The organism is Acidovorax sp. GBBC 1281, assembly GCF_028473645.1.
Taxonomy (GTDB): domain Bacteria; phylum Pseudomonadota; class Gammaproteobacteria; order Burkholderiales; family Burkholderiaceae_C; genus Paracidovorax.
Genome location: NZ_CP097269.1, coordinates 1,794,606 through 1,813,651 on the forward strand (window position 1 = coordinate 1,794,606; position 19,046 = coordinate 1,813,651).

Annotated in this window: 14 protein-coding genes and 1 pseudogene; 6 read left to right on the forward strand and 9 right to left on the reverse strand. The window is 69.2% G+C overall.

All coding sequences use genetic code 11. The features are described from left to right. The first annotated feature begins 86 nt into the window (after window positions 1–86). A complete protein-coding gene (locus tag M5C96_RS08095; RefSeq protein WP_272568410.1) occupies window positions 87–962 on the forward strand; it encodes a pirin family protein in 876 nt (291 codons plus the stop codon). A gap of 42 nt (window positions 963–1,004) precedes the next feature. Here M5C96_RS08095 and M5C96_RS08100 read toward each other — a convergent pair whose 3' ends face one another. Next, window positions 1,005–1,721 carry a Crp/Fnr family transcriptional regulator gene (locus tag M5C96_RS08100; protein ID WP_272568411.1) on the reverse strand — a complete coding sequence of 239 codons (717 nt, stop codon included), beginning with the start codon at window positions 1,719–1,721 and terminating at the stop codon, window positions 1,005–1,007. A gap of 120 nt (window positions 1,722–1,841) precedes the next feature. Here M5C96_RS08100 and M5C96_RS08105 point away from each other — a divergent pair, with 120 nt between their 5' ends. Genes M5C96_RS08105 through M5C96_RS08115 form a run of 3 tightly spaced genes read left to right on the forward strand, consistent with a single transcriptional unit; the run spans window position 1,842 to window position 4,152 of the window. After that, window positions 1,842–2,444 (forward strand): HD domain-containing protein, encoded by a 603-nt coding sequence (locus M5C96_RS08105; RefSeq protein WP_272568413.1) that lies wholly within the window; start codon window positions 1,842–1,844, stop codon window positions 2,442–2,444. A gap of 47 nt (window positions 2,445–2,491) precedes the next feature. Continuing rightward, entirely contained in the window at window positions 2,492–3,259 is a 768-nt protein-coding gene (locus M5C96_RS08110) for a class II aldolase/adducin family protein (protein WP_272568415.1), read from the forward strand. A gap of 14 nt (window positions 3,260–3,273) precedes the next feature. Beyond that, window positions 3,274–4,152: a bile acid:sodium symporter family protein gene (locus M5C96_RS08115; RefSeq protein WP_272568416.1), complete on the forward strand. Its 879-nt coding sequence runs from the start codon at window positions 3,274–3,276 to the stop codon at window positions 4,150–4,152. 137 nt (window positions 4,153–4,289) lie between these two features. Here M5C96_RS08115 and M5C96_RS08120 read toward each other — a convergent pair whose 3' ends face one another. The 8 genes and pseudogenes from M5C96_RS08120 to M5C96_RS08155 form a co-directional block, all read right to left on the reverse strand. Beyond that, window positions 4,290–5,924 (reverse strand): methyl-accepting chemotaxis protein, encoded by a 1,635-nt coding sequence (locus M5C96_RS08120; RefSeq protein WP_272568417.1) that lies wholly within the window; start codon window positions 5,922–5,924, stop codon window positions 4,290–4,292. 219 nt (window positions 5,925–6,143) lie between these two features. Continuing rightward, window positions 6,144–7,379, reverse strand: a complete 1,236-nt coding sequence (locus M5C96_RS08125; protein WP_272568419.1) for an MFS transporter — start codon at window positions 7,377–7,379, stop codon at window positions 6,144–6,146. A 44-nt stretch (window positions 7,380–7,423) separates the two neighbouring features. Further along, a complete protein-coding gene (locus M5C96_RS08130; protein WP_272568422.1) occupies window positions 7,424–8,215 on the reverse strand; it encodes a putative hydro-lyase in 792 nt (263 codons plus the stop codon). Between the two features lie 202 nt (window positions 8,216–8,417). Continuing rightward, on the reverse strand, window positions 8,418–9,326 hold the full coding sequence (locus M5C96_RS08135; RefSeq protein WP_272568423.1) for a LysR family transcriptional regulator: 909 nt from the start codon (window positions 9,324–9,326) through the stop codon (window positions 8,418–8,420). 30 nt (window positions 9,327–9,356) lie between these two features. Beyond that, entirely contained in the window at window positions 9,357–11,087 is a 1,731-nt protein-coding gene (locus tag M5C96_RS08140) for a phosphoethanolamine transferase (protein ID WP_272568424.1), read from the reverse strand. 82 nt (window positions 11,088–11,169) lie between these two features. Then, window positions 11,170–12,033 (reverse strand): S-formylglutathione hydrolase, encoded by an 864-nt coding sequence (gene fghA, locus M5C96_RS08145; RefSeq protein WP_272568425.1) that lies wholly within the window; start codon window positions 12,031–12,033, stop codon window positions 11,170–11,172. Further along, window positions 12,030–12,955 (reverse strand): annotated as a pseudogene (locus tag M5C96_RS08150) (alpha/beta fold hydrolase). Before M5C96_RS08150 ends, fghA begins: the two are co-directional and overlap by 4 nt. A gap of 32 nt (window positions 12,956–12,987) precedes the next feature. Beyond that, window positions 12,988–14,094 carry an S-(hydroxymethyl)glutathione dehydrogenase/class III alcohol dehydrogenase gene (locus M5C96_RS08155; protein ID WP_092744641.1) on the reverse strand — a complete coding sequence of 369 codons (1,107 nt, stop codon included), beginning with the start codon at window positions 14,092–14,094 and terminating at the stop codon, window positions 12,988–12,990. A gap of 354 nt (window positions 14,095–14,448) precedes the next feature. Here M5C96_RS08155 and M5C96_RS08160 point away from each other — a divergent pair, with 354 nt between their 5' ends. Both M5C96_RS08160 and M5C96_RS08165 read left to right on the forward strand, forming a co-directional pair. After that, window positions 14,449–15,432 (forward strand): GlxA family transcriptional regulator, encoded by a 984-nt coding sequence (locus tag M5C96_RS08160; RefSeq protein WP_272568427.1) that lies wholly within the window; start codon window positions 14,449–14,451, stop codon window positions 15,430–15,432. Between the two features lie 148 nt (window positions 15,433–15,580). Further along, window positions 15,581–18,970 (forward strand): PAS domain S-box protein, encoded by a 3,390-nt coding sequence (locus tag M5C96_RS08165; RefSeq protein WP_272568428.1) that lies wholly within the window; start codon window positions 15,581–15,583, stop codon window positions 18,968–18,970. The last annotated feature ends 76 nt before the right edge of the window (window positions 18,971–19,046 follow it).

Here is a 19,046-nt window from a genome sequence, read left to right on the forward strand (position 1 = left end):
TACATTGGATGGGTAGCGGCGCCACGGCAAATCGGATGTGGCACCGGCGCAGATTTTTCCGGCCCGTCTTTTCAGGAGCACCCACCATGTCCGCCTTGCTTTCCCCCACCGCCCAACGAACCATCGTGCGGCGCACCCGTGGCCGTGGACACGGCCCCATCACCCGGCTGATGAGCCCTGGCGACCTGGGCCAGGTGCTCAAGCCTTTCGTGTTTCTGGATCTGTTCCAGGGCGAATCGTCGTTTGCCGGTGGCATGCCCATTCACCCGCACTCGGGACTGGCCACCGTCACGGTGGTGACCGAAGGCGACTTTCGCTTCGACGACGCGGCATCGGGCGAGGGGGAACTGGCCTACGGCGGCGTGGAGTGGATGCGCGCCGGGGGCGGCGTGTGGCATGGCAAGGAACTTTCACCCGGGGACTCGCCGCGCATCGCGGGTTTCCAGCTGTGGCTGGCCCTGCCGCCCGAACTGGAAAACGGCCCGGTGGACAGCCAGTACATCGAGGCCAGGGCCATGCCCGCCACCGGCCCGGTCACGGTGATCCTTGGCGAATATGCCGGCCTTCGCAGCCCGGTGCGGGCGCCGGAGGGCGTTCACTACCTGCTCGTCACGCTGCAGCCCGGCCAGGCTTGGACGTATGCGCCACCCCAGGGGCACGATGCGGCCTGGCTGGCGGTCAGCCACGGCCAACTGGTCGGTCCCAACGCGGTGGCCACGGGCGAGATGGCGGTGTTCGGCGCATCCGGCACGATCGAACTGCAGGCCTCGCAGGAGCGCAGCGCGGTGTTCGTGATCGGGTCCGCCGAGCCGCATCCGCACGATCTGGTAACGGGCATGTATTCGGTGCACACCAGCCGGGCGGCCCTGGCGAAGGGGGAGGCAGGCATCCAGGCGCTGGCCGAGCGCATGGCACTGCGCCCTGCGGGGCAGCAGCGGCGCACGGCGGTGTTCAGCGGTTGACGGCACCGCGCCGCCGGGCGAGCACGGTGGGCACGGGCCCGTTCAGTTCGCGCCGCCCACGCGCTGCAGCGCTTCCAGTTGCAGCAGTTCGATGCGCCGGTAGCGCAGGCCGATCAGCCCTTCCTGCGCCAGGGCGTTGAGCTCTTTCGACAGGGTCTGCCGCGTCACGCCGAGCATCATGGGCAAAGCCTCCTGCGGCACGGCCACGCTAGGCCGCAGGGTGGCGGACTGGGTGGCGTCGCCGCGCGCCAGGGCCAGCAGGCGGTGCACCACGCGCACGCGCAGCCCGCGCAGGGTGGCGTCTTCCATCATGCTGTACAGGCCCCGCACCCGCGAGGCGAGCAGGGTGGCCATGGCGTTGGCGAACACGGGGTCGGCCATCTGCGCGGCGAAGGCGGCGGGCGGCACCACCAGCAGGTCCACCCCGGTGAGCGCGGTGGCGTCATGCGTGCGCGGCGAGCCGTCGATGAGCGTGATCTCGCCGAACCAGTTGCCCGGCTCCAGCAGCACCAGGATGGCTTCGCGGCCATCGTCGCGCAGCGTGGAGATCTTCAGGGTGCCGGCCAGCAGGCCGTAGAACCCGCTGCCGGCCGCGCCCACCGGGTCGCCCTGGCGAAACGGCATGGCGCCGCGCTGCAGGTGCACCCGCTCCGCCGCCCCCAGCAGTGCGCCGCGCTGCGCGGCGGGCAGGGCGGCGAACCAGGGATTGCCTTCCAGGGCGCGGCGGTGGGCGGGCGACAGCGGGGGCGTGTAGGGCATGCAGTGCGGTGTGCGGTGCGGCGCGGGCGGGTAAACCAAGGGGTCGAACTGTCAATTATTGGACAGTTGGCGGGGCAGGGCGCGCCTACAGTGGCCCGGTTCCCCCACGGAGACAACACGATGCAGACCCCAAAAAAGGCGACCTTCGTGCGCATGCAGGACAGCACGCGCGAGGACTGGCAGACGATTGGCGGCGAATTCATGCAGTTCTCGCGCGGCCTGGCAGACCGGGTGGCGGCGCACCTGCGCATCTTGGAAGGCGACTACGGCGGCTTTCCGGTGGACCGCTACACGCACTCGCTGCAGACGGCCACCCGCGCGCTGCGTGACGGCCGGGACGAGGAGTACGTGGTGTGCGGGCTGCTGCACGACATCGGCGACACGCTGGGATCGTTCAACCACCCCGACATCGCGGCCGCCATCCTGCAGCCGTTCGTGAGCGAGGCCAACCACTGGATGGTCAAGCACCACGGCATCTTCCAGGGCCATTATTTCTTTCACCACATCGGGCTGGACCGCCACCTGCGCGACCAGTTCGCGGGGCACCCGCACTACCAGCAGACGGCCGATTTTTGCGAGCGCTACGACAACCCGGCGTTCGACCCGCACGCCGAGACGCTGCCGCTCGACACGTTCATGCCGATGCTGCGGCGCGTGCTGGCCCAGCCGCGCCAGAGCTTCTACAAGGCGGCGCTGCAGCCGCCGCAGCCGGCCGCCGCCTGACGGCTGCCGGCGCCCTCTGTCCCATGCACCCAACCCAAGGAATTTTCATGAATGCGATCACCCCGTCCGAAGTCCGGCAACTCGTGTCTGCCGAAGAGTGGCAGTTGCGCGTCGATCTGGCCGCCTGCTACCGCCTGGTGGCCCTGCACGGCTGGAGCGACCTGGTGTTCACCCACATCAGCGCGCGGGTGCCGGGGCCGGAGCACCACTTTCTCATCAACCCCTACGGCCTGATGTTCGACGAGATCACGGCGTCCAGCCTGGTCAAGGTGGATGCGCAATGCAACAAGGTGATCGACTCGCCCCACCCGGTGAACCCGGCGGGCTTCGTGATCCACAGCGCGGTGCATGCGGCACGCGACGACATCCAGTGCGTGCTGCACACCCACACGCGGGCCGGCATCGCCGTGAGCGCGCAAAAGGACGGCGTGCTGCCCATCAGCCAGCAGTCGACCTTCGTGCTGACCTCGCTGGCCTACCACGACTACGAAGGCGTGGCGATCCGCGACGACGAGAAGACCCGCCTGCAGGCCGACCTGGGCCATGCCAACTTCCTCATGCTGCGCAACCACGGCCTGCTCACCTGCGGCAAGACGGTGGCGGATGCGTTCCTGGCCATGTACACGTTCGAATCCACCTGCCAGATCCAGATCGCCGCGCAGTCGGGCGGAGGGGAGCTGACGCGGGTGCACCCGCAGATCGTGCAGGGGGTGGGCCATGCGATGAAGGTGCAGACGGGCGGCCTGGGCGGGCAGTTCGTCTGGCCCGCGCTGATCCGCAAGCTCGACCGCATCGACCCGGGCTACCGCGACTGAGCGCGGCGGCCCCGATGGACAGCACCCTCATCGTCACGCGCTTTCTGTTCGGCGCGCTGGCCCTCGTCATGTTCGGGCTCGGCCTCACCCTGCGGGTGGCCGACTTCCGGCGTTTGCTGCACAGTCCCAAGGCCGTGGGCATCGCGCTCGGCCTGCAGGTGATCGGCCTGCCGATCCTGTGCTACGCGATCATCCGCGCCTTCGGGTTGTCGCCCATGTTCGCCATCGGCCTGATGCTGCTGGCCGCGTCGCCGGGCGGCATCTCGGCCAACCTGTTTTCTCACCTGTTCGGCGGCAACGTGGCGATGAACATCTCGCTGACGGCGGTGAACACGCTGCTGTCCATCGTCACGCTGCCGATCATCGCCAACGCGGCCATCGCCCACTTCGCCCAGAGCGGGCAGGTGGTGCCGATCCAGACCGGCAAGCTCCTGGAGGTGATCGCCATCGTGCTGGTGCCGGTGGGGCTGGGCATGGCCGCGGCGGCCCGCTGGCCGGCCTTCGCGGCGCGCATGGAAAAGCCGGTGAAGGTCTTCAGCGCGCTGGTGCTGGCGGTGGTGTCCATCCTGTCGATCGCCAAGGAGTGGAGTTCGATCGCCAGTACCTTCGCCGAGATCGGGCCGGCGGTGCTGGTGTTCAATCTGGCGAGCCTGCTGGCCGGCTACTACCTGAGCCGCGCGGCCGGGCTGGACAAGCCGCTGGCCACCGCGGTGAGCTACGAGATCGGCATCCACAACTCGACGCTGGCCATCTTCATCGCCCTGAGCGTGCTGGGCAGCTACACGCTGGCGCTGCCCGCGGCCATCTACTCGGTGCTGATGTACATCACGGCGCCGCTGTTCGGCTGGCTGCTGCTTCGCCGTCCGGCGCGTGCGGTGCCGGCTCAGAATTAGCGCGCCTGCGGTTCCGGCTCAGAGTTAGAGCCCCTGCGGTGCCCGTTCACGCTAGGGTGCTAGGGCGCACACCCCCAGAACCATCGCCTCCCGCGGGCCGCCGGCACCGTGCCGGCCAGCCCACGCTGCAGGCCTGGTCAGGCGCGCAGCAGGCGGGTGGAAGGCCGTGGCGAGACCTTGGGCGCCGGGGCCGGCGTGGGGTGGTGCTCGGCCGCGAGCGCTGCGGCCTCGCCCAGCTGGAACACGGCCAGCGCCTCGCGCAGCACGGCCACCTGCGAGGCCATGGCCGAGGTGGCGGCACTGGCTTCTTCCACCATGGCGGCGTTCTGCTGCGTCATCTCGTCCATCTGCGAGACGGCGCGGTTCACCTCTTCGATGCCGGCCGTCTGCTCCACGTTGGCCGAGGCGATGCCTTCCATCAGGCCCGAGATGCGGTGCACGGACTCGACCACTTCGCCCATGGTCTTGCCGGCTTTCTCGACCAGCTCGGAGCCGGTGTGGACCTCGTTGACCGATTCGCTGATGAGGGTCTTGATTTCCTTGGCGGCGGCCGCGCTGCGCTGGGCCAGCCCGCGCACTTCGGAGGCCACCACGGCGAAGCCGCGGCCCTGCTCGCCGGCGCGGGCGGCTTCCACCGCCGCGTTCAGCGCCAGGATGTTGGTCTGGAAGGCGATGCCGTCGATCACGCCGATGATCTCGTTGATCTTGCGCGAACTGGCGCTGATGGAGCGCATGGTCTCGACCACCTGGTTGACCACCTGGCCGCCCTGCACGGCGGTCTGGGCCGTGCTGGAGACGTACTGCGCGGCCTGGCGGGCGTTGTCTGCGTTCTGGCGCACGGTGGCGGTCAGCTCTTCCATGCTGGAGGCGGTCTGCTGCAGCGAAGAGGCCTGCTGCTCGGTGCGGCGCGACAGGTCGCCGTTGCCCTGGGCGATCTCGCTGGCCGCATGGTCGATGGTGCTGGTGGCCTGCTGGATGCGATGCAGGATGCTGGCGAGCCGGTCGCGCATGAAGCCGATGGCGTACATCAGGCTTTGCTCGTCGCGGGCGCGCAGCGGGATTTCCGCCTGCAGGTCGCCGTCGGCCATGCGCATCGCGGCGCCGGCGGCGGCGCGCGGCTCGCCGCCCACGGAGCGTTCGATGTCGCGCACCACCAGCCCGGTGAGGGCCGAGATCACCAGCCCCAGCAGGGCCAGCAAGCCGATCGCGCGGTACAGCGAGGCGCGGTAGGCCTGCTCGATGTCGTCGACGTAGTCGCCGGCCACCAGGTCCCAGTTCCAGGGCTTGAAGCGCACAACGTAGCCGATCTTGGGGCTGGGGGCGTCGCTGCCCGGGCGCGGCCACCAGTATTCGAGGAACCCGCGGCCCTGCGCTCCGGCGGCGGCGATGTTCACGTAGAGCAGGTTGCCCTTGGCATCCTTGAAGGCGATCATGTTCTTGCCGTTCAGCTCGGGCTTGATCGGGTGCATCGCCATGATCGAGTCGGAGCCGATGACGGTGACGTAGCCGTCCTTGCCGTAGCGCTGCGAGGCGATGCGCGCCAAGGCGGCGCTGCGGGCTTCCTCCTGGCTCATCTTGCCGGCCTGGGCCTGCTTTTCGTAATCGCTGGCCACGGTCAGCGCCATGTCGGTGATGTCGGAGAGGGCCGATTGCCGGGCCTGGTACTGGATCTGCCGGGTCTGCCACGCGTTCACGAAGGTCAGTGCCAGCAGCCCCAGCAACGCGAGGACCAGCGGGAGCCAGAGCTTTTGCCGCAAGGTCAGTTTTTTCATGGAAGGGGTCCTTTCAGGAGGGCGTACGGAAGGCATTGGGATGGGTCGCAGTATGGCCGTGAACACCCCTTCTCTGGCAGTCGGGCTACCCCTTTCTGTCGGGTGTTCGCAACGCTTTGATACATATGCAAGTTACGTGCTCGATCCGCACCCCGCGGCCTGCCACCCGGCGAAAACGGGGCTCCCTTTTTGCACGTTTCCGCACCGCGCAATGCCGGCTCAGTGGATGGGCGCGGCCTCGGCGCCCAGCTCCCGGCCCAGCGTTTCGGGCAGGGCGAGCGCCGCCACGATCACCAGCCCGTAGCAGATGGCGGTGATCCAGCCGATGGTCTGCCCCAGCGGCAGCGTGTTGCTCAGCGTGCCCACCAGCGCCGGGCAGATGGCGCCGATGGCGCGGCCGAAGTTGTAGCAGAACCCCTGGCCCGAGCCCCGCACGTCGCTGGGGAACAGTTCTGACAAAAATGCGCCCATCCCCGAGAAGATGCCTGACAAAAAGAACCCCAGCGGAAAGCCCAGCACCAGCATCCAGGCGTCCGTGATCGGGATCTGCGTGTAGGCCAGCACCAGCGCCATGCCCATCGCCGCGAACAGGATGAAGCAGCGGCGCCGGCCGATCACGTCCGACAGCCACGCGCTGGCGAGGTAGCCCAAGAACGAGCCGGCAATGAGCACCAGCAGGTAGGTGCTGGTGCCCAGCACGGACAGGTGCCGCTCGGTCTTGAGGAAGGTCGGCAGCCAGGTGGTGACCGAGTAGTAGGCGCCCTGCATGCCGGTGGCCAGCAGGCTGGCGCGCAGCAGCGAGGGGTGGAAGATGCGCAGGAAGCTGCCCTGCGTGCCGGCGGCGCGGGCACGGGCCTGGGCCGCCAGGTACACCGGCGGCTCCTGGATGTTGCGGCGGATGTAGATGATGAGCACGGCGGGCACGATGCCGATCCAGAACAGCACCTTCCAGGCGATCTCCGGCGGCAGCATCGAATACACGCCCCAGAACGCCAGCGCCGAAGCGGCCCAGCCCACGGCCCAGCTGCTTTGCACCAGCCCGGCCGCCTTGCCGCGGTGCTTGGCCGACATGGTCTCCGCGATCAGCACCGAGCCCACGGCCCACTCCCCGCCGAAGCCGAAGCCCTGCATGGCCCGGGTGAAGAACAGTTGGCCGAACGATTCGGTGAAGCCGCTCAAGAAGGTGAACAGCGTGAACCACAGCACCGTCCACTGCAGCACCCGCACGCGGCCGTAGCGGTCGGCCAGCACCCCGGCCGCCCAGCCCCCGATGGCGGAGGTGAGCAGCGCACCGGTGGCGATGTAGCCGGCCTCCGCCTTGGACATGTTCCACGCGGCCAGCAGCGTGGGGATGAGGAAGGTGTAGATCATGTAGTCGAAGCCATCGACGCCATAGCCTGCGAAAGTGGCGGCCAGGGTGCGCCGCTCGGTGGGGGAGGTGTGCCGGAGCCACATGGTGCGAAGTCTTTCTTGGAAGGGGTGGGACAGGAAGGGCGGCGTCAGGCGGTCACCAGATCGCGGTTGAGCAGATCGGTGACCAGCATGTGCCCCGGCGCGTGGGTGATGCAGAAGGCGGGGCGGGCTGCCGCGATGGCGGCCTGGGGCGTCACGCCGCAGGCCCAGAACACCGGCAGCTCGTGCGGCTGCACGCTCACGGCCTCGCCGTAGTCGGGCCGGGACAGGTCGTGGATGCCGATGAGCGCCGGGTCGCCCAGATGCACGGGGGCGCCGTGCACCTGCGGCATGCGCGAGGTGATCTGGATGGCACGGATCGCGTCCGCGGCCGCCATGGGGCGCATGGAAACGACCAGCGGCCCGCGGAACGCGCCGCTGGGCTCGGTGGCGCGGTCGGTGCGGTACATGGACACGTTGCGGCCCTGGTCCACGTGCCGCAGGCGAATGCCGTCCGCCAGCAGCGCGTGCTCGAACGAGAACGAGCAGCCGATGGCGAAGGTCACGAGGTCATCGCGCCAGTGGGCGAAGAGGTCGGTGGGCGCGTCCACCTGCACGCCGTCGCGCCACACGGCATAGCGGGGCAGGTCGGTGCGGATGTCGATGTCCGCGCCCAGCGCGGGCAGGGCGGGCGAGCCGGGCTCGCAATAGCGTTGGAACTCGGTGGCCAGCGCCTGGGGCAGGATGGCCAGGTTGACCTGCACGTAGTCGCTGGCCAGGCCGCTCGTGTGGTCCGACAGGTGCCCGGCGCGGGCGGCCGCGCGCACGTCGCGGGCGGTGGACCGGGCGGTCAGCCCGGCGGCGGCGCCTGGGCCGGGGGAAAGAACAGGGGATGGCATCGTCGTGAAAGCCCTGGAATGCGGGGCTTGCGGTGGTGGCAATGCCGCGGATTCTGAAAGCCGCACGGCGGCGAATCCAACGCAAAATTTTGCGTTCACGTCATCGAAAAAATCGATGGCGACCACTGAATTTTCAATATTGCGAAAAGCATGCCAATGCCATCCGGGCTTTCCCGGGGGCGCGTGCACTGCGACGGTGCGGTCAGCGCGGCGTGCGCTTTTTTCGGGCAGTCTGGGTTTGGGCCACGTACGCCTGGGCCGATTCCAGCACCGATTCGGTGATTCCCGATCCGGGGTCTTCGCGGTAGCTGGCGTGGATGGGCAGGGCGGTGAGCGCGCACGAAGCCCGCAAGATGTGCAGCGGCATGCGGTGCGACAGCCGCTGCGTCACGGCGCGCGGCAGCACCGCGATGCCGAATCCCGCTTCCACGAGCTGCAGCATGGCCGAAATCGACGAGATGGCGTGCATGCGTGGCACGGCCACGCCCGATTCCTGGAAAAGCTGCAGCAGGCTCTGGTGCGGGTGCGAGCCCTTTTGGAAGGTGATGAGGTCGTGCTGCGCCAGCCGCTGCAGGTCGTACCGACCCGCGGAGTGCAGGGTGCGGTGCCCGACGAACACCAGCTCCAGCGGCGGCATGGTCCGCGTGCGGACCCCGGTGTCGGTGGCGGGCAGGGAGGTGAACACCAGGTCCTGCGCCCCGCGCCGCACCTGGTCCACCAGCACGGGTGAGGTTTCCACGGTCAGCTCCAGCTCGAAGTCGGGGCGGGTCTTGCGCATCTCCTGCAGCCAGCCGGTGAGCCAGCTGTGCACGACCGATTCGATGGCCCCGATGCGCAGCGCCATCGGCGCGTGCGGGCTGGTGCCCAGTTCTTCCTTCACCTGCCGCTGCAACTCCAGAAGGCGGACGGCCAGCAACTGAAATCGCTGCCCGGCGGCAGTGAGGCGGAACAGGCGCTCGCGCCGGTCCAGCAGGATCACGCCCAGTTCCTCCTCCAGCGCGGCGATGCGGCTGGACAGGGCGGATTGCGTGATGTGCAGCTTTTCGGCCGCCCGCGTGATGCTCTTGAGCGAGGCGGCCCAGTGGAAGGCTTCGACAAACCGCAGGTTCATGGGCGCGATTGTCGCCGGGGGGGGCGGCGTTCAGCCCGCGGCGGCAGCGCCCCGGCAGGTGGCGAACATGTCCTTCGATGCCTCGTAAACGCTGGTCTGCACGTCCATCAGCCCGAGGATGGAGTGAAAGTAGTGGTCGTGCGACAGGCGCCGCTCGCCCAGGTCCTTTTGCAGGCAGGCGGTGGCCGTGCGGGTGCGCGATTGCATGGCGGGCGACAGCCAGGTGATCCACGGCACGTGCTTTTGCACATCGGGTGCGATGGCGTAGGGCATGCCGTGCAGGTAGATGTTGTTCTCGCCCAGCGACTCACCGTGGTCGGCCACGTACATCATCGCGGTCTGTGCGGTGCCCGACTGCGCGGCCAGCCACTGGATGGTGGCGTTGAGGAAATGGTCGGTGGACACGATGCTGTTGTCGTACGCGTTGACCACTTCCTGGCGCTGGCATTCCTGCAGCGCAGAGGTCCGGCATTCGGGCTGGAAGGGCTTTTGCGAAGGCAGCGACCGCTTGAAATACGCCGGGCCGTGGCTGCCCATCTGGTGCAGCACCACCACGGTCCCGCGGGCCCGCTGCTCGGCCGGCAGCGCCGCGATGCGGGCGTCCAGGCCCTTGAGCATCACATCGTCCAGGCATTCCTTGCCGTCGGCGCACCACTGGGGGTCGTCGGGCTTGGCCGAGGTGCTGGCCTCGGCTACGCGGTCGCACACGCCCTTGCAGCCCGACTGGTTGTCCACCCACAGCACGGCCAGGCCGGCATGCTGCAGCACGTCCAGCAGCCCCTCGGAGCGGATGTGGCTAGCTTCGTAGGCGGTGCGCCCCAGGTTGGAGAACATGCAGGGCACGGATGCCGCCGTGCTGGTGCCGCAGGACCAGGCGTTGCGGGCGCTGACGAGGTCGTTGCGGGCGGACAGCTCGGGCGTCGTCGGGCGGCCGTAGCCGTTGAGGCCGAAATTGCCACTGCGCCCGGTCTCGCCCAGCACCAGCACCAGCAGCGGCGGTTTGCCTTGGCCGGCATAGGACGCCCCCAGCCTGGCATCGCGCCCCAGCGGCATCAGCGGGCCGGCATCCCGGCGCAGGGGGCGCGCAGCGGCATTGCCCACGGCATAGATGCTATTCAGGGGGTTGACCAGATAGCGCAGTTGCGTGTGGTTGCGCATGGCAGAGGAAAAATCCTGGAACACGGCGAAGACCAAGCCCGCGGCCAGGGCCAGCGAGCCCAGCAGCAGCAGGCCATGGAACAAGATCTGCCGGGCAAAGCCGAGCGGTTTCACGCGGGTGCGCGCCAGCCACCACAGGGGCGGCCCTGCCAGCGCCACGATCGTGAGCGGCAGGCGCCAGTCGAGCAGGTCGGCCGCCTCGCGCGGATCGGTCTGCAGCACGTTGGTGATCATGCCGGTGTCGATCACGATGCCGTAGGCCGTCATGAAGTAAGAACCAAGAGCGGCCAGCAAGATACCCACGGCCAGCATGGGCTTGAGAAGGCGACCCCAGGCGAGAAAGCCGATGACCGCGGCATTGGCGGCGGCCACTGCCAAGACGAATGCCATCAGGAACGCCCAGCCGCGCAGGCTGTGGGCATTGGGCAATTGCAAAAGCGCCCGCCACAAAGGCACGTTGCAGGCCGTGGCCAGCCAGAGGCTGATGATGGTGATGATCCAAGCCGGATGCAGGGCGTTGCGGGGGTCCAGCCCCGCATGTCCCAACGCTCCCTTGCTCGTCTTTGTAATAAGCCGCAACTGCGGCTGCAGAATGTGAGCCATCGCGCATTCTTGAGCGCCAGCCTTAAGAGCAAATTAAGGGCTTACCCGTGGAGTTACAAAACGGGTAGGTGGGCCCGCCGGCCTATTCCAACTGCCCGGCGTGGTGTGCCAGATGGCCTTCGATGAAGGTCTGGATGAAGTAGTAGCCGTGGTCGTACCCCCCGTGGCGGCGCAGGGTGAGGGGCTGGCCGATGGCCTGGCATGCGGCTTCGAAGCGCTCCGGATGGAGCTGCTCGGCGAGAAATTTGTCGCCCAGCCCCTGGTCGATCAGGATGCCGGCCGGGTAGGGGGCCAGCGGCTGGTTTTCCATGAGCACCGTGGCGTCGTGTTCGCCCCACGCCGTGCGGTCCGCGCCCAGATAGCCCGTGAACGCCCGCTCGCCCCAGGGGCACTGCGTGGGCGCGCAGATCGGCGCCAGGGCCGAGAGCGACCGGAAGCGGCCGGGGTGGCGCAGCGCCAGCGTCAGCGCGCCATGGCCGCCCATCGAGTGGCCGAAGACGCCCAGGCGGTCCAGGTCGATCGGCAGGTGCCGGCCCAGCAGGGGCAGCAGCTCCTGCACCAGGTAGCTTTCCATGCGCCAGTGCGTGCGCCAGGGCGCTTGGGTCGCATCGAGGTAAAAGCCCGCGCCGACGCCGAAATCCCAGCGGGCGGTGGCGTCCGGCAGGGCCTCCACCGCGCCGCCGCGGGGGCTGGTGTCGGGCGCGATCAGTGCCAGGCCCAGCTCCGAGGCCCGGCGCTGCGCGCCGGCCTTGACCATGAAGGTCTCTTCGTTGCACGTCAGCCCCGCCAGGTACAGCACCGCGGGCACCGGGCCGTGGGCGGCCTGCGGCGGCAGGTACACCGAAAACTTCATCGGCAGGCCGATCTCGGTGGAGTCGTGTTGGAAAAAGCGCTGCGTGCCGCCGAAGCTGCGGTGTTCCGACAGGGTCTGGAAGGGATGGGTCATGGCGTGGGAAGTGAAGAAGAAGGCGTGGCACGGACCAGTTCGAGCACCGCATCGGCGAAGGCTTCGGGGGCCTCCTGCGGCAGGTTGTGGCCGGCGACACCCAGCGGTGCGTGCGCAGGCCGCTGAATTTCGCGGCATGGGCCGAGGCGTCGGCCGGCGGGCGAACCCCGTCGTCCACGCCGTCGAAGGTGATGGCCGGCACGCAGATGGCCGGCTGCGCCGCCAGGCGCGATTCGATCCCGGCGTACGCCGGATCACCCGAGACCAGACCGAAGCGGTGGCGGTACGAATGGATCACCACGTCCACGAAATCGGGGTTGTCGAACGCGGCGGCGCTGCGCTCGAAGGTGGCCTCGTCGAACGCCCAGGTCGGCGACCACGACTGCCACAGCAGGCGGGCGAGGGCCCGCCGGTCGTTCGCCAGGCCGGCCGCGCCCCGTGCGCTGTGAAAGTAGTACTGGTACCACAGGCGCTGTTCGTTGGCCGGCGTGTCGGGCACCATGGCCCGGCCGATGTCCTGGATGTTGTAGCTGTTGAGCGAGACCAGCCCGGCGCACCGCTCGGGCCACAGCGCCGCGACCACGCAGGCCGCCCGCCCGCCCCAGTCGTAGCCCGCCAGCACCGCGCGCTCGATCGCCAGCGCATCGAGCAGCGCCAGCAGGTCCGCGCCCAATGCTGCCTGCTCGCCCGAGCGCGGCGTGGCCGCGCTCAGGAACCGCGTGGGACCGTAGCCCCGCAGGAACGGCACCACCACCCGGCATCCCTGCGCAGCCAGCCGCGGCGCGACCTCGGCATACGCATGGATGTCGTAGGGAAAGCCGTGCAGCAGCACGACGGGCGGCCCCGCGGCGGGGCCCGTCTCGAAATACGCGACGTCGAGCACGCCGGCCTCGATCCGGCGCAGGGGTTCCAGGCGGTCCATGGCGGGCACCATCGGGGTCTGCCGCGGGGCGGTCAGTAGATGACCACGCCGCGGATCGACTCGCCGCGCTTCATCAGGTCGAACCCGTGGTTGATGTCGGCCAAGGGCATGGTGTGGGTGATCAGGCTGTCGATGTCGATCTTGCCCTCCATGTACCAGTCCACGATCTTGGGCACGTCGGTGCGGCCCCGGGCGCCGCCGAAGGCCGAGCCTTCCCACTTGCGGCCCGTCACGAGCTGGAAGGGGCGCGTGCTGATCTCGGCGCCGGCCTCGGCCACACCGATGATGATGCTGCGGCCCCAGCCCTTGTGCGTGCACTCCAGCGCCTGGCGCATCACCTTGGTGTTGCCGATGCATTCGAACGAATAGTCCGCGCCCCCGTCGGTCAGCTGCACGATGGCGTCCACCACGTTCTCGACCTCGTTGGGGTTGATGAAGTGCGTCATGCCGAACTGGCGCGCCATCTCCTGGCGGGCGGGGTTGATGTCCACGCCGATGATCTTGTCCGCGCCCACCATCTTGGCGCCCTGGATCACGTTCAGGCCGATGCCGCCCAGGCCGAACACCACCACGTTCGCGCCGGCCTCCACCTTGGCGGTGAACAGCACCGCGCCAATGCCGGTGGTCACGCCGCAGCCGATGTAGCAGACCTTGTCGAACGGGGCGTCCTCGCGGATCTTGGCCAGCGAGATCTCGGGGGCCACGGTGTAGTTGCTGAACGTGCTCGTGCCCATGTAGTGGAAGATGGGCTGGCCGTCGATGCTGAAGCGGCTGGTGGCGTCCGGCATCAGCCCCTTGCCCTGCGTGCCGCGGATCAACTGGCACAGGTTGGTCTTGCGCGACAGGCAGAACTTGCACTGGCGGCATTCGGGCGTGTACAGCGGGATCACGTGGTCGCCCTTCTTGAGGGTGGTCACGCCCGGCCCCACGTCCACCACGATGCCCGCGCCTTCGTGGCCCAGGATGGCGGGGAAGATCCCTTCCGGGTCGGCGCCCGAGAGGGTGTAGTAGTCGGTATGGCAAATGCCGGTGGCCTTGATTTCGACCAGCACCTCGCCGAATTTCGGGCCCTGCAGGTCCACGGTTTCGATGGTGAGGGGTTCTCCGGCCTTCCAGGCGACGGCGGCTTGGGTTTTCATGGGATGGGGCTCCTGTCAGTGGTGGTTCGGTGGCTCGCAAGGGGGCGGCGCGGCGCCGCCGTGGGTCGGCGGGCGCGGCGGCACGTCGGGCGGCTGCAGCAGTCTTTCTAGCAGATGCGGCGGGGCCGCCGCGTTTCATGGCCGGATCGTCCGGCGACAATCGCTGCGCCGGCCCGGCCCGGGCTGCGCCCGGACGGTCCTGCATGCCGGTGCCGCGAGCGTAAAAGCGTTTGGCCGGCTCGGCCACCCGGGGCGCTGCGCCCGGCCGTGTTTGGCCGCCGTGCCGGGCATCTTGGCCGCTGGAGCGGGTCGTGCCGCCCGCCGTCTGTCCATCCCTTGGTTTCCGCCCCGTCCATGTCCGCTCCCTACACCGTCGATATCGTCGTCTACCCCGGCTTCAAGGCCCTGGAGGCGATCGGCCCCATGTCGGTGTTCGACTATGCCAACGTGCACCTGGCGCGGCGCGGCCAGCCACCGGGCTATGCGGTGTCGGTGGCGGCTGAAGGGCTGGGCGACGTGCCTTCCGACACGGCCATGTCGCTGCGGGCCACGCGCCAGTTGGGGCAGGGGCCGGACCCGCACATCGCGCTGGTGGTGGGGTCCCGCGACATCGAGACGGCGCTGGCCGCATCCCCCGGCGTGGTGGCCTGGGCGGCGGCCACCGCGCCGCGGGTGCGGCACATGGTGGCGCTATGCTCGGGCAGCTTCTTCCTGGGGGCGGCTGGCCTGCTGGATGGCGCGCAGGCGGCCACGCACTGGAGCGTGGCCGATCTGCTGCAGCGCCGTTTCCCTGCCGTGCGCGTGGATGCCGACGCGATCTACGTGCGCAGCGGCAACCTGTGGACCTCGGCCGGGGTCACCGCCGGCATCGACCTGGCGCTGGCCCTGGTGGAGGAGGACTTCGGCCGTACGCTGGCGCTGGAGGTGGCGCGCGATCTGGTGATGTACTTGAAGCGCCCCGGCGGGCAATCGCAGTTCAGCATGCACCTGGCCAGCCAGGGCACGCGCCACCCGGGCATCCGCGAGGTGCAGGCTTGGGTGCTGTCGCACCTGGCCGAGCCCCTGCCGCTGCAGCAGCTCGCCTCGCGGGCGGCCATGAGCGAGCGCAACTTCCGCCGCGTGTTCCTGCAGGAATGCGGGCAAAGCCCGTCGGACTTCATCGAGACGGCCCGGCTCGAAGGCGCCCGCCGGCTGCTGGAGGAAGAGAACGGCCTGCCGCTCAAAACCGTGGCGGCGCGGGTGGGTTTCCGGTCGAACGAGCCGCTGCGCCGGCTGTTCCTGCGCCGCCTGGGGATCACCCCGCAGGCCTACCGCGAGCGGTTCGGCGGGCCGGGCTGAGCCCCGGCGCTGCGGCCCGGTTGGCACTCGGGCCTTTTGGAAAAAAGGCATGATGCCAGGCTGAGCAGGGTCGGGAGACCGCCGGCAACGGCCGGGCCCGACTGCACATCGACACCCAACGAGCGAGCGATTCAAAGGTTTTTTCTCAATGCACACCGTCCCCGGCCCAGCGGCCGCCGGCCCTGCCGATCCCCTGGGTAGCCGCCCCGACGCGCGAGCGATCGCCGAGTTCGATTGGTCCCTGACCCCCCTGGGGCCCGTAGCGTACTGGCCGCAGTCCGTGCAGGCCGCGATCGCGCAGTGGAGCGAGGCCGCCGCGCCATCGGCACCCTTGCCGGATACCGACATCCGCAACCGCCAGATCCTGGACAGCGCCATCGACTACGCGATCATCGCTTTCGACCTGCAGGGCCAGGTCACGCGGTGGAACGAAGGTGCCCGCCGCGTGCTCGGCTGGACGGAATCCGAAATGCTGGGCCACGACGCCGCCCGGATCTTCACCCCCGAAGACCGCGCCGCGCACCGCATGGAGATGGAGATGCAGGCCGCGCTCACGCGGGGCGTGGGCACCGACGAGCGCTGGCATGTGCGCAAATCCGGCGAGCGCTTCTGGGCCAACGGCGAGATGACGCCGATCCGCGATGGTGACGGCACGCCGATCGGCTTCGTGAAGGTGTTGCGCGACCGCACTGAACAGCACCGCGCCGCTGAGGCGCTGCGCCAGTCCGAAGAACGCCTGCACCGCGCGCAGAAGGCGGGCGGCGTGGGCACGTTCTCCCTCGAACTGGCCACCGACCTGCTGTACGGCACGCGCGAGTTCTATCGCATCTTCGGTGTGCCCGAGGCCGAGACCATTCCCGCCAAGGCGCTGGAGGCGCTGGTGATCCCCGAGGACGCCGAGGTGCGTTCCGCCCGCGAAACCCGCAACGCCGAATCGGCCCCGCTGGATGTGGAGTACCGCATCCGCCGCGCCACCGATGGCGCCCTGCGCTGGATTGCCCGCAAGGCCGAATTCGTGCGCAGCCCGGACGGTGCGATCGTTCGCATGGTGGGCGTAGTGCAGGACATCACCGACCGCAAGGCGGCGCTGCAGGCGGTGGCCGACAGCGCGGCGGAGTTCCGCACCTTCGCCCAGTCGCTGCCCAGCCACGTGTGGACCTCCCGGAGCGATGGCCAGCTGGACTGGTTCAACGACCGGGTGTACGAATACAGCCAGGCCGAACCGGGCACGCTGGATGGCGACGGATGGACGGGCCTCGTGCACCCCGAAGACCTGCCGGCGGTGTCCCAACTCTGGCAGGCGAGCGTTGCCTCCGGCGAGCAGTATGAAACCGAATTCCGCATCCGCCGCGCGGACGGCGAGATGCGCTGGCACCTGGTGCGGGCGCTGCCCCTGCGCACGGGAGGCGGGGCCATCAGCCGGTGGATCGGCACCAGCACCGACATCCACGAGCAAAAGCTCGTGCAGGCCGAAAGCGTGCGCGACCGCAACCGCCTGTGGGCGCTTTCGCGCGAACTCATGCTGGTGTGCGACTTCCAGGGCGTGATCGCTGCGGTCAATCCCGCCGCCACGCGCCTTCTGGGATGGGAAAAGCCCCAGATGGCCGGCCACGCCGTGGCGGAATTCATCCACCCCGAAGATGCCGAGGGCATGGCCGCCGAACTGGCCAAGCTGGAGGCCGGCGCGCCCACGCTGGTGTTCGAGAACCGCTGGCGCAAGGAAGACGGCAGCTACCGCCTGCTGAGCTGGACCGCCGTGCCCGAGGAGGGCCTGGTCCATGCGGTGGCGCGCGATGTGACGCGCGAGCGCACGGCCGAAGAGGCGCTGCGCCAGTCGCAAAAGCTCGAAGCCATCGGCCAGCTCACCGGCGGGGTTGCGCACGATTTCAACAACGTGCTGGCGGTCATCCGCACGTCGATCGACCTGCTGCGGCGCGTGCAGCTCACCGACGAGCGGCGCCACCGCTTCATGGAGTCCATCTCCAACGCGGTGACGCGGGCCACCAAGCTCACTGGCCAGTTGCTGGCCTTCGCGCGGCGCCAGGCCCTGCAGCCGACGGTGTTCGATGCCGGGCACAACACCCGGGCGGTCAGCGACATGATCGCCAGCCTGGCGGGCGCGCGCATCGAGATCGAACTGAATCTGGCGGAGACGGCCTGCTTCGTGCACGCCGACCCGAGCCAGTTCGACACCGCCCTGGTGAACCTGGCCGTCAATGCCCGCGACGCCATGCAGGGCAGCGGAAAGCTCACCATCGAGGTGCGGGCCGTCTCCGAGATTCCCGCGCTGCAGTCGCAGCCCGCGGTGCCGGGCAAATTCGTGGCCGTGTCCATCATCGACAGCGGCACGGGCATCGCGCCCGAGCACCTCACGCAGATCTTCGAGCCCTTTTTCACCACCAAGGGCGTAGGCCACGGCACGGGGCTGGGCCTGTCGCAGGTGTTCGGCTTCGCCAAGCAGTCCGGCGGCGACATCCGTGTGGAAAGCACGCTGGGTGAGGGCAGTCGTTTCACCCTGTACCTGCCGCGCGCCGCGCGCCCCGGTTACGACGCGCAGGCCGCCGAGGGCGACGACCGGCTGGCCCTGGGCAACGGTGGCTGCGTGCTGGTGGTGGAGGACAACGCGGAAGTCTCGGCATCCGTCGAGCAGACCCTGCATGAACTGGGCTACACCACCGTGGTCACGGCCAGCGGCGAGAAGGCGCTGGAGGCCTTGAAGGCCGGTCCGGGCCGATTCGTGGCGGTGTTCTCCGACGTGGTCATGACCGGCATGAGCGGCATCGAACTGGGCCGCGAGATCCGCCAGCGCTACGGCGCGGCCCTGCCCATCGTGCTGTCCAGCGGCTACAGCTACGTGCTGGCGCAAAGCCCCGACCACGGCTTCACGCTGCTGCCCAAGCCCTACTCGCTGGACGAACTGGCCCAGGTGCTGCACGACAGCATCCACCGCGGTGCGGACGCCGCGCGGCCGCGCCGCCGCAAGGTGCGCGCGGCACTGCCCCCGTCGGCCGCGGCGGATGCGGCGCAGTCGGAACTGCTGCGCCAGGCCGAACTGGAATCCATGCGCATCCTGGACACCGACGAGGAAGCGGCCTTCGACGAGTTCGCCCGGCTGGCGGCGGCCCTGTGCCAGACGCCCATCGCGCTCGTTTCGCTGGTGGATGCCGACCGGCAGTGGTTCAAGGCCAAGGTGGGGCTGGCAGCGCGGCAGACGCCCCGCGCGCATTCCTTCTGCGCCCACGCGATCCAGGTGCCGGAAAGCGTGATGATCGTGAGCGATACCTCGCGGGACGAACGCTTTGCCGACAACCCGCTGGTGACGGGCGAGCCCAACATCAAGTTCTATGCCGGTGCGCCGCTCATCACCTCGACCGGGCAGGCGCTCGGAACGCTGTGCGTGATCGACCGGGTGCCGCGGGAACTGGAGGCCCGGCAGGTGGAGATGCTGCAGTTCCTGGCCGCCCAGTTGGTCGAGCGGCTGGAGTCGCGCCGCGCCGCGCTGCCGGATGCACCGGCACGGCCGTCCCCGCCGCAGTAGCCCGTCCACCGGACCGCTATCCGCCCCCGTTGATCCGCCAGCCGGCGGGGAAGGGGCGGGTGGTGTCGGATTGCGC

What these genes read in the sequence shown, in the direction of transcription:
- M5C96_RS08105 (WP_272568413.1), top strand. Translation starts at nt 1,842, where the DNA reads ATGCAGACCCCAAAAAAGGCGACCTTCGTGCGCATGCAGGACAGCACG.
- M5C96_RS08160 (WP_272568427.1), top strand. Translation starts at nt 14,449, where the DNA reads ATGTCCGCTCCCTACACCGTCGATATCGTCGTCTACCCCGGCTTCAAG.
- M5C96_RS08130 (WP_272568422.1), bottom strand. Translation starts at nt 8,215, where the DNA reads ATGCCATCCCCTGTTCTTTCCCCCGGCCCAGGCGCCGCCGCCGGGCTG.
- M5C96_RS08165 (WP_272568428.1), top strand. Translation starts at nt 15,581, where the DNA reads ATGCACACCGTCCCCGGCCCAGCGGCCGCCGGCCCTGCCGATCCCCTG.
- M5C96_RS08115 (WP_272568416.1), top strand. Translation starts at nt 3,274, where the DNA reads ATGGACAGCACCCTCATCGTCACGCGCTTTCTGTTCGGCGCGCTGGCC.
- M5C96_RS08155 (WP_092744641.1), bottom strand. Translation starts at nt 14,094, where the DNA reads ATGAAAACCCAAGCCGCCGTCGCCTGGAAGGCCGGAGAACCCCTCACC.
- M5C96_RS08095 (WP_272568410.1), top strand. Translation starts at nt 87, where the DNA reads ATGTCCGCCTTGCTTTCCCCCACCGCCCAACGAACCATCGTGCGGCGC.
- M5C96_RS08135 (WP_272568423.1), bottom strand. Translation starts at nt 9,326, where the DNA reads ATGAACCTGCGGTTTGTCGAAGCCTTCCACTGGGCCGCCTCGCTCAAG.
- M5C96_RS08140 (WP_272568424.1), bottom strand. Translation starts at nt 11,087, where the DNA reads ATGGCTCACATTCTGCAGCCGCAGTTGCGGCTTATTACAAAGACGAGC.
- M5C96_RS08125 (WP_272568419.1), bottom strand. Translation starts at nt 7,379, where the DNA reads ATGTGGCTCCGGCACACCTCCCCCACCGAGCGGCGCACCCTGGCCGCC.
- M5C96_RS08100 (WP_272568411.1), bottom strand. Translation starts at nt 1,721, where the DNA reads ATGCCCTACACGCCCCCGCTGTCGCCCGCCCACCGCCGCGCCCTGGAA.
- fghA (WP_272568425.1), bottom strand. Translation starts at nt 12,033, where the DNA reads ATGACCCATCCCTTCCAGACCCTGTCGGAACACCGCAGCTTCGGCGGC.
- M5C96_RS08110 (WP_272568415.1), top strand. Translation starts at nt 2,492, where the DNA reads ATGAATGCGATCACCCCGTCCGAAGTCCGGCAACTCGTGTCTGCCGAA.
- M5C96_RS08120 (WP_272568417.1), bottom strand. Translation starts at nt 5,924, where the DNA reads ATGAAAAAACTGACCTTGCGGCAAAAGCTCTGGCTCCCGCTGGTCCTC.